Origin of the sequence: Cytobacillus gottheilii, from assembly GCF_001636345.1 — a bacterium.
GTDB lineage: Bacteria > Bacillota > Bacilli > Bacillales > Cytobacillaceae > Cytobacillus > Cytobacillus gottheilii.
Window position 1 is genome coordinate 4,422,231 of sequence record NZ_KV440945.1, and the last position, 12,864, is coordinate 4,435,094.

A 12,864-nucleotide genomic window follows, 5' to 3' on the forward strand; every position below is an offset into this window, starting at 1 on the left:
GAGGGATGTTCAGCAGAACATCCCACCAATGCTTTCACAATTAGTTCTTATCTGCCCATTTTAACTCCATATAGCCAACTGGATGGCGGACAATATCAGACACACTCTCATTTTGCATAAACACTTGGTTATAGAAATGTATTGGAATGATTGGCATTTCATCCATTAATATCTTTTCTGCTTCATACATCATGTCATAGCGAGCTGCCTCATCTGATTCATTTTTTGCATTTTGGATAAGCTGATCATATTCGGCGTTTGACCAGCCTGTTCGGTTCATTGAATGTCCTGTTTGGAAGTTTTCAAGGAAATTGATTGGATCTGCATAATCAGCAAGGAATGAACTGCGTGAAAGCTGGAATTTCAATGCAGATTGTTCCTCTGCAAAAACATTCCATTCCATATTCGCCAGCTGAACTTCTACGCCAAGATTATCTTTAAACATCTGCTGAAGTGTCTCTGCTATCTTTTTATGCGCATCACTTGTGCTATATGTCAGTGTTACTTCTGGAAGCGTGTCATAGCCTTCCTCTTCCATTCCTTGTGCAAGAAGCTTTTTCGCTTCTTCTGCATCTGTCTTCACAAGGTCTCCAGCTGTTTCACGGAAGTCGTTGCCGGAAGGATCTGTAAATCCATAAGAAACAAATCCATAAGCTGGCTTTTCCTGTCCTTTTGTCACGAAATCAACGATTTGCTGTTGGTCAACTGCCATCGCAAATGCTTTACGAATATTTTCATTTTGGAAAGGTTCCTTCGTTACATTAAAGCGATAGAAATAATCTCCCGCCTGATCGACAACTTCAACCTTTCCTTCACCAAAAAGCTGCTCACTTAAATCTGCCGGCACATCTGATGTATCAAGGTCACCAGCCTGGAACATCTGATATTCTGTGTTCGTATCATCAACCATTGCCCAATGTACTTTATCAAGCTTTACATTTTCCGCATCCCAGTATTGGTCATTTTTCTCCATTAAGAAGTGGCTGTCATGCTCCCACTCTGCTAAATTGAAAGGCCCGTTTCCTACAAACGTTTCTGCTTCTGAGAACCATTCTGGATTTTCAGCAGCTACCTTTTCATTTACCGGGAAAAATGCCGGGTTTGTAATAACGCTTAAGAAATATTCTTGCGGACTGATTAGCGTCACTTCGAAGGTTTTCTCATCAACAGCCTTCACTGCTACATCATCTGCAGAGCCTTCTCCGTTATTAAATGCCTCCCCGCCTTCAATAAAGTAGCCAAGAAATGCAGCTGGTGAACCCGTTTCAGGGTTTAAAAGTCTTTTCCATGCAAAAACAAAATCACCGGCTGTTACATCATCGCCATTCGACCATTTTGCATTTTCACGAATATGAAATGTATAGGTTTTTCCATCATCAGAAAGATCCCAATCTTCAGCAATTGCTGCTTCTGGCTCATGATTCTTCCCAAGACGCGTCAGACCTTCCATTAAGTTATTTAGCGCCTGCCATGAAACAGAATCAAAACCAATTGGCGGATCAAACGATGTAGGCTCCTGCCCGTTATTTAAGTACAATACTTTTTCAGCAGTTTCGGTATCCTCTCCGTCAGGTTGTTCTGTTTCATTACCTGCATTCTCATTGGCCGTACAAGCAGCGAGCACAAATACCAACAAACCCATCAAAAATAAAGACAACAGCTTTTTCATTCTTTTTCCCCCTTATTTGCTATTATTTTTTATTTTCCTTATATAGAACTCTCACTTTGCGTGAAAGAAGCTATCTCAGCTATCTGGCAAGCAGCGCTTTTGCCCTCTCATCCTGAAGCCAGCATTCCACATGATGCTCCTCCGTCAATCTCGTTTGGAAAGGATAAGCTCTGCTGCACACCTCCATTGCATGTTCACAGCGGGCTGTAAAAGGACAGCCTGCCGGAGGTGCGAATAAATCCGGCGGAGAACCCATGATTGGAATCAGTTCATCATCTTCCAGATCAAGGCGAGGAACAGAATTGAGCAGCCCTTTTGTGTAAGGATGCTGCGGGCTGTAAAAGATCTCTCTGCGTGTGCCTGCTTCAACGATTTTGCCCGCATACATGACGGCAACTCGATCCGCAACTTGAGCAACTACACCTAAATCATGTGTAATCAATATAATGGAGACACCTGTTTTCACTTGAATTTCCTTAAATAAGTCTAGAATCTGTGCCTGTATGGTCACATCAAGAGCAGTCGTCGGCTCATCCGCTATCAGCACTTCTGGCTCACAGACGAGTGCCATGGCAATCATTATTCTCTGTCGCATTCCTCCGCTGAATTGGTGAGGATAGTGCTTCAGTCTTTCCTTCGGATTCGGAATGCCCACAAGTTTTAACATATCTAATGCTTGTTCTTTTGCATTTTTCCGCGAAATACCTTCATGCTGTATAATCGCTTCAATAATTTGCTCCCCAACGGTGATTGTTGGGTTTAATGCCGTCATTGGGTCCTGAAAGATCATGGAGATATCAGCGCCGCGAAGTTCCCTCATTTCAGATTCCTTCACCTTTGTTAAATCTCTTCCCTTAAATAAAACGGACCCATTTGTGATTTTTCCTGGAGGACTTGGAATTAAGCGCATAATACTTTGAGAAGTAACACTTTTCCCGCATCCTGATTCTCCAACAATCGCCAGAGTTTCTCCTTTATACAGATCAAAAGAAACACCCCTGACTGCTTTTATTTCTCCCCCATAGGTTGAGAATGCGACATGAAGATCCTTTACCTCTAAAGTTTTTTCCATCTGTCTACCCCCTCAGCCTTGGATCGAGAGCATCCCGGAGCCCATCACCAAGCACATTGAATGAAAACATGGTTAAAGAAATAAATAATGCCGGGAAAAATAACCGCCACCAGTGTCCGGATAAAATGGAGGACAATCCATCATTCGCCATAGAACCCCAGCTTGCTAATGGCGGCTGTATGCCCAGACCTAGAAAGCTTAGAAATGCTTCAGCAAAAATGGCGGATGGAACAGTCAAAGTCATTTGAACAATGATGGGGCCCATTGTATTTGGAAGCAGGTTTTTCCGGATGATTCTCGGCGTTTTTGTGCCAAATGTTTTTGAAGCGAGCACAAATTCGTGATTTTTCAGCTGCAATACCTGTCCCCTGACAATTCGGGCCATCCCAACCCAGCCTGTAACAGACAAAGCGAAAATAATGGTGAACAAGCCTGGCCCCATGACTACACTAATGAGAATGACAACAAGCAAATATGGCAAGCCATATAAGACTTCTATAAAGCGCATCATAAGATGATCGGTTCTTCCGCCTTTATAGCCGGAAACACCTCCATAAATAACGCCTATTATAAAATCAATTAAAGCAGCAACAATTCCAACGAAAAGGGAGATCCTTGCTCCATACCATGTTCTCGCAAAAATATCGCGGCCAAGCTCATCTGTTCCAAACCAGTATTCAGATGAAGGCGGAAGATTTTGATTTACTAAATTCCCCTGTGAGACACCATGCGGAGAAATCATCGGCCCAATAATGGCCATAATCGCTAACAGTACTAAAAATAAGCTCCCTGCCATAGCCAGCTTGTTTTTCAGCAATCTGCGCCATGCATCTTTCCAATAAGAGAGACTAGGACGGACGACTGCTTCCGCTGCTCTTTCATCCTTATTTTTGGGTGTAAACCATTCATCGGGAATTTCATGTGCTATGTTTGGATCTTGCTGCTTCCGCAATTCCATCAAATCCCCTCCTTTTTATGCAGCTTAATGCGCGGATCAAGAATGCCGTAAGCAATATCGACTAAGAAAAGCATGATGATCAGAATCGAGCTATAAAAGACAGTGGTCCCCATAATCACAGGGTAGTCACGCTGGTTAATGCTTTCGACAAAATACTTGCCCATTCCAGGGATGGCAAAGATTTTTTCAATGACAAAGGTTCCAGTTAAAATACTTGCTGCAAGTGATCCGAGAATGGTTACCACCGGAAGCAACGCATTCCTTAACGCATGCTTAAAAATGATTTTCACTGGCGATAATCCTTTTGCTTTAGCTGTTCGAATATAATCCTGTGTTAAAACTTCCAGCATACTCGATCTGGTTAAGCGGGCGATGATCGCCATCGGTCCTGTTGCTAAGGCGAATGTAGGCAGTACCATATGCATCGTGCTTGACCAGGTTGCCACTGGAAAGATCGGAAAATTGACAGCAAGCTGCTGAATGAGCATTGTCGCCAATACAAAGTTTGGGATGGATATACCCAAAACAGCAATCGTCATCGCCAAATAATCGATAAAGCCGTTGTGGCGGAGAGCAGCAATGACACCAAGCGTAATCCCTGATATTACAGCAACTATCAGTGTGATAATGCCAAGCTCAAAGGAAATCGGAAACCCTCTGCCTAACATCTCATTAACGGTCTGTGATGATTTCTTTATTGAAGGACCAAAGTCAAACGTCACCACCGATTTGAGGTAGTTTCCATATTGAACAATTAATGGCTGGTCCAGCTGATAGAATTTCTCAAGATTTTCCTGAACAGCTTCACTTGTTGCACGTTCCTCATTGAAAGGCGAACCAGGAATGGAGTGCATTAAAAAGAACGTCAATGTAATAATGAACCAAAGTGTAATAACCATAGCGATGAGACGTTTTAGTATATACTTGGCCAAATCCCGATCCCTCCTAACAGAATGATGTTTGCATCGCTAGCTCTGTCATAACGAGCATGGCACGATAGGCTTCAAGAATGTCCTTTGCTTGAAATTTAACAATGGTTGTTCCTTCTTCAATTTCCGTACCAGGCATTAATGCTGCCCATTCGGCTTGCCCGTAATTGGCAAATTCAATGCGAAGAACTGGGTTGGAAGGAGGTACAAGCGGCTTTACATTTTCCCTATTTGCTAAAGCTTCTTTTGTTTTTTCCCTTAACAGTTCACCTGCTTTTGTCGGTGTGAGCGATTGAACCGCTGATCTGGAGATTGTTTTTTTGACGATGGCGGTAGTGACATTTGGAATGAGCTTCTCTGCTTCTAATGCCGCCTGGTCATCTCCTGCTACTAAGAGGACCGGAACCCCATGATAACCTGCCACTAGAGCATTAAAGCCCATTTCTCCAATGGCCATATCGTTTATGTACATATGCCTCACACCAAAAATCATTGAATGAGACATCGCACCTTTCATCGATGCCCGTGCATGGTATCCCACAAAGGCAGCTCCGCTAAATGAGGAATCCAAACCTTGTACCATTGAAAAAGGTTTTACATCACCCACATTCACAGTTGCTTCCGGGTGCAGTCTTTCAATCAGCAGGTTATTCATCTTCGAATGACTGTCATTCACCAGCACCTCTGTACAGCCTTGCTGAAACGCTTCAGTTACCACATAATTTGCTTCATCTGTCATTAAAATCCGCCCGCGCTCGTAATTATGCCGGGATGAATCCACATGCGTATAATCCGCCAAACCCGTAATGCCTTCCATATCTACTGAAATATAAAACTTCAAAACCAAAACCCCCTTCTCTCTCTACAAAACCCATTTCATAAATTGTTAGATTATATGACAAAAACCCAATGAATATAAAGAAAACTCGCCGATTGGCAAGTCGCAGACGCAGACAGAGGCGTAGTTGCTCTTATACTTCCTTCCCACTGAGGCACTGCGTCGATTTTTCTTCCCTGTCCTCAGTGATCCTCCAAGGAATGTGAAAAGAAAACTTGCCGATTGGCAAGCCGTAAGGCGCAGACAGAGGCGCAGACAGAGGCCTAGTTACACTTATACTTCCTTCCCAACGAGGCACTGCGTCGAATCTACTCCTTCGTCCTCGGTGATCCCAAAGGAAGTGTAAAGAAAACTCGCCGATTGGCAAGTCGTTAGACGCAGACAGAGACCAAAAAAATCCAGCTGCCAGAGTGGATATCTATTTCCTCTGACAGCTGGATTTCATCTGTATAAGCAGAAGAAGCAGCTATTTATTCGTTATTTGCAAGTATTTAATATTTGCATTCTTAAATGCAACCATGAGCGCTTTTTGGGACGAGCCAAAATACCTAGATTCAATTTGCTCTAATAAAAAGTCGAGATCTGTAATGTTTTTGGATGTAAACATCGCTTTCACAAAGTTGGATGTGATGTCGATTGTAGAAGTACACTCAGCATCCAAAATTTCACCACTGTCCCGATTGACAACAAGAGCAATAAAAAAACCGTTATATTGCTGTGTAATTGCATTATTAGTGGATGTCTTGCTTTCTCCAACTATGTAAATTGAATTGTCTGGGAACATCGTTACTCCTCCTGATCACGGATATTATATGAGGTATTTATGCGATAGCATAAACATTCATTATAATGCATGACCTATAACAGAATTGTAATACACATATTTCGCTTTGACAATGCTTTTGATAGATTTTTCTAAATATTTTATCAATTAACTAATAATATCTGTCTCGCTTTTTGAAGTAATTCTTCACCAGACATGCCCTTTGGACCTCCGCCTTGCGCAAAAGATTCACTTCCTCCACCTTTGCCATTGATGCTGCTCAGCAATTCATTTGCAAGCTTCTTCATATTGGCATCGGAGCCGTTTCCGCTTGCACAAACAAACTGAAGCTTATCCTCCAGCTCATTAACCAAAATAACCACCGAGTCATCTGCTAGCTCTGTTATTTTACGTGCTAATGTTTGTAATTCTTTAATGGAGCGATTGTTAAAAACAGCTTGTACGTTATCCTCGGTTTTATGCTGAATCAGCAATTCCTTCGCTTCAAAGGATAATAATTGCTCATTTTTATTCTCCACATTCTTCTCCAGTATTTTAGCATCTTGGATTATACGCATTGCAGCATCTGCAACAATTTCCTGCGGCGCATTTAATGCGGCTGTCAGCTGCTTCATTACCTTATGCTTTTCATGAAGCTGTTTTAGTACACGATTTCCGCATACAAATTGAACTCGAATATTTTGTTTTTGTTTTTCCCAATCCAATATTTTAATAGAAGATACTTGTCCAGTTGATGAGGGATGGGTACCGCCACAGCCGTTATAATCAAAATCTGGAATAATGACAAGGCGAATATTTTCCGTTACAGACGGCAGCTTGCGGAGCGGATATTGAGTAATCTCTGCGGCACTGATCCACTTCGTCTCTATTGTCCGATTTTCAAACACAATTTCATTTGCAAGAGCCTCTGCAGCTGAAGCCTCATCCTCCCCTAGAGCATTTGTATGAATGTCAATGGTGCAGATATCCTTGCCAAGATGAAAACTTACCGTCTGGTAGTTAAAAAGCTCTGCAAATGCTGCAGATAAAATATGCTGTCCAGTATGCTGCTGCATATGATCCAGCCGGCGGGACCAATCAATCTTTCCCTCTATCTCTCCTTGCGGCAATGGCATTTTTATATAATGGCGTATCTCACCTTCCACTTCTTCTACCGCCACAACCTCTACACCATTTAGCACTCCCGTATCATGCGGCTGGCCGCCACCCGTCGGATAAAATGCTGTTTGATTAAGAACAGCATATAAATTACCTTGTTCATCAGTATTTTGGTGTAATAACTGTGCTTTGAATTCTTTTATATACGGATCCTGATAATAAAGCTTTTCCATCAAATCTTCCTTTCCCAAACATTTCGGTAAATTTTACCTGCCTATTTCTTATACACAGGGGGTATGTACATTATATACAAGCCCAAGGAGGTTATAAAATATGTCAACGAATAAAAAAGTAGTTGGATCATATAAAACTGAACGAGAGGCGATTGATGCAGTAGAACGCTTAAGAGCAGATGGCTATCGCTCGGAAGATATTTCTGTAATCAGCCGCAACAGAGCTAACTTGGATGAAGTAACGAAAGAAACAGGAACAAAGGCTGAACAAGGTTTAGCAACTGGCGCAGCTACAGGAGGCGTATTAGGAGGACTAACCGGTATTCTGGCTGGGGTCGGTGCCCTGGCGATTCCGGGAATTGGACCGATTGTTGCAGCAGGACCAATAGCAACCGCTTTAGCTGGAGCTGCTGTCGGTGCAGGAGCTGGTTCTATTGCTGGAGCCTTAATTGGCATGGGTATTCCAGAAGATGAGGCAAATCGTTATGAAAGTGATGTGAAAGAAGGAAATATCCTTGTTATTGTTGAACCACATTCAGAAACAGATGATCTCAATACTGGCTATAATTTGCGCAATGATTCAAACTCGGATCTATCTGCACGCAGAGCTGATGAGGATCCATTAAATCCAGGAGAATTGGATAATAGAAGCTATGCACCAGATGACCCAACAGCTCCAGTACCAGATGTAAATATTGATCCTAACCGTCCTTTAAATGAAAAAATGAACGCTGATCCAGAAAACTACCCTAGCGGATATGCTGATGAAATTGGGACAAGGGATGGAAGACTGCAAAAGTTTAATGCACGAGAAGATAATCCATTTAAAGATTAAGTATAGTAAAAAGGCTTGGAATGATTAACTCATTCCAAGCCTTTTTGTTACTTATACCCCTTATCATAAACCTGCTTCCCAGTTAAATAATATTCCTGTTTTTCACGCTCCGGCACCATAGAACCGCCTGTTGCCCATACAATATGTGTTGCGTTCTGCATAACATGCTGCATGCACTGCTTTCTGAAGTACGAGTCGTTTTCCTGCAATTGGAGGTAACCACTAAACCCTGCCAATGCTGATGGTTCCAGATAAAAATTCTCATGCTTCGCCAACTGGTATAGGAGAGCAAATAGCCTGTCATCTGATACCGTAAAGATGCCGCTGACAGCATATTTGATTGCTCGTGCCACTAAGCCGGATGGCCGCCCGACAGCAAGTCCGTCTGCTGCCGTTTTATTATCAAGACCAATATCCTGTACAGAAATGTGATCGTCAAGTCCTGTCAATAAACCGAGAAGCATGCAGGGAGAATGAACTGGTTCTACAAAAAAGCAGTGTGCATGCTCGCCGAAAACTTTTTTCAGTCCAAAAGTAACACCACCAGGTCCTCCCCCTACTCCACATGGAAGATAAACCAAAAGAGGGTGCTCATGGTCAACAGCAATCCCTTGGTGATCCAGCTGTTTTTTCAGCCGAAGTGCAGCAGTTGCATATCCAAGAAATAGATGCTTGGAATCTTCGTCATCAACAAAGTACATATGATCATCTCGCTCCGCCTGTGCCCGTCCTGTAGCGACCGCTTCACTGAAATCACCACTATGCTCAATAACGCTGGCACCTTTTGTCCGCAGCAAATCCTTTTTCCATTGCTTCGCATCAGCTGACATATGAACATATACATTAAAGCCCAGCTCTGCTCCCATAATTCCAATACTCAGTCCTAAATTTCCGGTAGATCCAACGGCAATGCTATACTGTGAAAAAAATTGTCTAAAAGCTGCACTTGCAAATACCTCATAATTGTCATGTTGGTTTAGCAATTGATGCTTAAGTGCAAGATCTTCCGCATGCTTCAGCACCTCGTAAATGCCGCCCCGAGCTTTTATCGAACCAGAAATCGGCAAATGACTGTCACATTTTAATAGCAGCTCACCTGATAGCTTTATGCCAAATGAATCAGCCAATTCATTCGCCATTTTTTCCACCTTAATAAGAGGAGACTCTATTATGCCTCCGCTCTCTCTGCTGTCTGGAAAAACCTTTTCTATAAATGGAGCAAACCTTTGTAACCTTTTTTCTGCGTCCTCAATATCCGCCAGCCCAAGATCTTCCGGCAGCTCGTTTCGATAATTGAGGTTCTCCCAAGCTGTTTCTCTATACACACGTAAATCCTTTATCAGTGGATACTTACTTTCAAGATCAGCAATAGTGATGTCATCCATATTTTCCCCTCCGCGGCGCTCATTTTGCTACTAACATACAATGAGAAAGCGGGTTCGGGCAAGGTTAAAAGTTCATTTTTGTGCCAGAAGGGTCTTTTACAGTATACTGCCCATCCATTTCAGCTACGGCTGCTCCAAGCATATTTAGCCTCTTAACAGCGGCTTGCCGTTCCTCTTCATTCGGGAATACGAGTGTAAAAGATTCCATTCCGGCATGATCTTCAAGCGGAGCTGGAGCTCCAATCCCATTCCAAGTATTTAACCCGATATGGTGATGATATCCACCAGTTGAAATGAAAAGTGCCTGCCCTCCATAAGTGCAAACCGTTTCAAATCCAAGACCTTCTAAATAGAACTCTTTAGTCTTATGGAATTCTGAAACGTGCAGATGGATATGCCCCATGATCGTTCCAGCGGGCAGACCGCTCCAAGATGCTCCATCCCATTCTGATAAAACACCTTCTACATCCATGGCATTTGTTGCCATGACAACCTCGCCATCTTTCCACTCCCAGCCTTCTGATGAGCGATCACGGTAAATTTCAATTCCATTTCCATCAGGATCAGCCAGGTAAAGGGCTTCACTCACTAGATGATCAGATGCCCCTTGCAGCGGATAGCCCGTACTGATTAAATGACGAATAACGGCTGCCAGGTCTCTGCGCTCTGGAAGAAGGAGTGCAAAGTGATATAAACCTGTTGTTCTGTTTTGCTTTGGGGAAATGGTGCTTGGCTGAGTTAATGTAATAAGCCCTGTCTTACCATCAGCAGACAAACGAACGATTTCCTCCGATTTCTCTATAACTTTTAAACCTAAAATGTCCTGATAGAATGCCAGTGATCTTTGCAAATCCTGAACCTTTAATTGAACTTGGCTAACATAAACATGTGGAGCCTCGTGAAATTTCATATTATTTTCTCCTTATCATATACTTACTTTATGTAAGTTATTATATTTTCGAAATTAACAAATGTCAATATACAGCCTCTGGAACCCAAGTATGATTTTTCCTGTGATAAATATAACTATACTGCTTTATACACTCACAAATGTTTCTTGTCTATTGCACTTTAATAAGAAATCCTATGTTTACTCTGCCCATATAGTTTTAAATGTAAGCGTTTTACAAACAGTGCTAAAACGTTCACATCATTTTGGAAATCTTTGTATTAAAATATAGGTATATGTGATGTACTTCACAGCATTTTACTTATTACCGGAGGTTTTCCGATATGTCTTTTTATAAACCAGATGAAATTGCAAGTTATTCGGTTGATATGGGTGTGAAAAAAGCAGATTACCCCATTATAAGAACACTGATTTTGGGATTTCAAGCTGGCGCATTCATCGCGCTGGGCTATCTGCTTTATATCCGTGTGACTGCACCATTAGCCGGCGAACTAGCAGGAATCAGCTCATTTTTGGGTGCCGCTCTCTTTCCAATTGGTCTGATCCTAACATTAATTGCCGGCGGTGAGCTGCTCACCGGAAATATGATGGTTCTTCCTCTCGCTAATATGGCAAAGAAAGTATCACTCGCTTCTGTTGCAAAGAACTGGGGACTAGTGACTGTCAGCAATTTCGCTGGCGCATTGTTCGTGGCTTACTTTTTCGGTCATATTGCCGGGCTGACAGAGAGCGGCGTATTCCTTGAAAAAACGGTTAGCATTGCTGAACATAAAGTAGAGGCCTCGTTCCTGCCTGCTTTTATCTCCGGAATCGGCTGCAACTGGCTAGTGGCGGCTGCCGTTTGGCTATCTTATGGCGCCAAAGACACAACAGGTAAAATACTTGGAATCTGGTTTCCGACCATGGCCTTTGTTGCGATTGGATTCCAGCATGTCGTTGCTAACATGTTTGTCATTCCAGCTGCCATTTTTGCCGGACACCTTTCATGGGCAATCTATATCGAAAATTTCATCCCTGTTTATTTAGGCAATGCAGTAGGCGGCTCAATCTTTATCGGCTTTGCGTATTGGATGGCCTATAAATCAAAAAGAGAGCCTTTGCAGGTTCGTCATACAGAGAGAATCAAACAGCATGATGCTTCATGAATCATTTGCTTAGTTAGAGTCAGCAGAAGAATAACATCTTCATTTTATTAAGAGCCGGTTCCCGAATAAAAGTGGAATCGGCTTTTAAATTGCCTATACCTTCTTTAAATTGACACAAACGAAGAGGAATTGATTCACAAGGAGCATCAAGAACCGTCCCCCTCGTTAAGCAAATACGTTATAATGGGTGGTAATAATGAATGTTAGTGAAGGGAAAGACAGCGATGAGAAAAAGGATCGGATTGTTTGCGGTTGTTTTGTTATCCTGTTTCTTTGCAGCAGCTTGTTCCGGGAATCAACAAGGCAGTGATCAAGAGCAAGCAGAAGCAGAGTTGACGATTTCGGCAGCCGCCAGCCTACAAAATGCTTTAAATGACGTGAAAACAGAATTTGAGAAGGACCATTCTGCTATTACGGTCACTTTTAATTTTGGCGGCTCAGGTTCACTACAGCAGCAAATTTCTCAAGGTGCACCAGCAGACCTGTTTTTTTCTGCAGCAATGGACAAGTACCAGATACTTGCTGATGAGGGACTGATTGAAGAGGGGAAGAACCTGATTGGCAATGATTTAGCACTGATCGTTTCTAAAGATGCTGCCTCTAATGTCAGCAGGTTCGAGGATATCATGTCATTAGATACGATATCAATTGGTACTCCTGAATCGGTGCCCGCCGGCAAGTATGCGCAGGAGGCTTTAACAAATATGGGCATATGGGACAAAATAGAAGGAAATATCATCTACGCAAAGGATGTTCGGCAAGTCCTAACCTATGTGGAATCAGGGAATGTAGATGCTGGGATTGTGTATCGTACTGACGCGTCTGTTTCTGAAGATGTTGAAGTAATTGCTTCTGCTCCTGAAGGCACACACGAAGATATCATATATCCTGTTGGCATTTTAAACGAATCGGATCATCAAGAAGAAGCTAAATTATTCTACGACTATCTCCAAAGCGAGAAAGCCATGGCGATTTTTAAAAAATATGGATTTAAAGGTTTGAATTAAT

Annotated in this window: 12 protein-coding genes; 3 read left to right on the top strand and 9 right to left on the bottom strand. The window is 42.5% G+C overall.

Annotation, left to right across the window (positions count from 1 at the left end):
• Positions 1–40 precede the first annotated feature (40 nt).
• The 7 genes from A6754_RS21430 to A6754_RS21460 form a co-directional block, all read right to left on the bottom strand.
• Complete coding sequence (locus A6754_RS21430; RefSeq protein WP_066450793.1) at positions 41–1,669, bottom strand: peptide ABC transporter substrate-binding protein; 1,629 nt, start codon at positions 1,667–1,669, stop codon at positions 41–43.
• Positions 1,670–1,748: 79 nt separating this feature from the next.
• Positions 1,749–2,741 carry an ABC transporter ATP-binding protein gene (locus A6754_RS21435; protein ID WP_066450794.1) on the bottom strand — a complete coding sequence of 331 codons (993 nt, stop codon included), beginning with the start codon at positions 2,739–2,741 and terminating at the stop codon, positions 1,749–1,751.
• Positions 2,742–2,745: 4 nt separating this feature from the next.
• Positions 2,746–3,699: an ABC transporter permease gene (locus A6754_RS21440; RefSeq protein WP_066450797.1), complete on the bottom strand. Its 954-nt coding sequence runs from the start codon at positions 3,697–3,699 to the stop codon at positions 2,746–2,748.
• The gene (locus A6754_RS21445; protein WP_156495836.1) at positions 3,699–4,631 is read right to left on the bottom strand and encodes an ABC transporter permease; all 933 of its coding nucleotides are present in this window, start codon (positions 4,629–4,631) and stop codon (positions 3,699–3,701) included. Before A6754_RS21445 ends, A6754_RS21440 begins: the two co-directional genes overlap by 1 nt.
• Positions 4,632–4,644: 13 nt before the next feature.
• Positions 4,645–5,469 carry a D-aminopeptidase DppA gene (dppA, locus tag A6754_RS21450; RefSeq protein ID WP_066450800.1) on the bottom strand — a complete coding sequence of 275 codons (825 nt, stop codon included), beginning with the start codon at positions 5,467–5,469 and terminating at the stop codon, positions 4,645–4,647.
• Positions 5,470–5,932: 463 nt separating this feature from the next.
• Positions 5,933–6,250 carry a DUF3870 domain-containing protein gene (locus A6754_RS21455; RefSeq protein ID WP_066450803.1) on the bottom strand — a complete coding sequence of 106 codons (318 nt, stop codon included), beginning with the start codon at positions 6,248–6,250 and terminating at the stop codon, positions 5,933–5,935.
• A gap of 143 nt (positions 6,251–6,393) precedes the next feature.
• The gene (locus A6754_RS21460; RefSeq protein ID WP_066450806.1) at positions 6,394–7,581 is read right to left on the bottom strand and encodes an alanyl-tRNA editing protein; all 1,188 of its coding nucleotides are present in this window, start codon (positions 7,579–7,581) and stop codon (positions 6,394–6,396) included.
• A gap of 100 nt (positions 7,582–7,681) precedes the next feature.
• On the opposite strand from A6754_RS21460, the gene A6754_RS21465 reads away from it, so the two are divergent.
• Positions 7,682–8,416, top strand: coding sequence for a general stress protein (locus A6754_RS21465; RefSeq protein WP_066450807.1), 735 nt, complete (start codon positions 7,682–7,684; stop codon positions 8,414–8,416).
• A gap of 47 nt (positions 8,417–8,463) precedes the next feature.
• Here A6754_RS21465 and dsdA read toward each other — a convergent pair whose 3' ends face one another.
• Positions 8,464–9,801, bottom strand: coding sequence for a D-serine ammonia-lyase (gene dsdA, locus A6754_RS21470; protein ID WP_066450809.1), 1,338 nt, complete (start codon positions 9,799–9,801; stop codon positions 8,464–8,466).
• Between the two features lie 64 nt (positions 9,802–9,865).
• Positions 9,866–10,711: a VOC family protein gene (locus A6754_RS21475; protein WP_066450811.1), complete on the bottom strand. Its 846-nt coding sequence runs from the start codon at positions 10,709–10,711 to the stop codon at positions 9,866–9,868.
• 323 nt (positions 10,712–11,034) lie between these two features.
• On the opposite strand from A6754_RS21475, the gene A6754_RS21480 reads away from it, so the two are divergent.
• Both A6754_RS21480 and modA read left to right on the top strand, forming a co-directional pair.
• Positions 11,035–11,856 carry a formate/nitrite transporter family protein gene (locus A6754_RS21480; protein ID WP_066450814.1) on the top strand — a complete coding sequence of 274 codons (822 nt, stop codon included), beginning with the start codon at positions 11,035–11,037 and terminating at the stop codon, positions 11,854–11,856.
• 224 nt (positions 11,857–12,080) lie between these two features.
• Positions 12,081–12,863, top strand: a complete 783-nt coding sequence (modA, locus tag A6754_RS21485; protein ID WP_066451804.1) for a molybdate ABC transporter substrate-binding protein — start codon at positions 12,081–12,083, stop codon at positions 12,861–12,863.
• The last annotated feature ends 1 nt before the right edge of the window (position 12,864 follow it).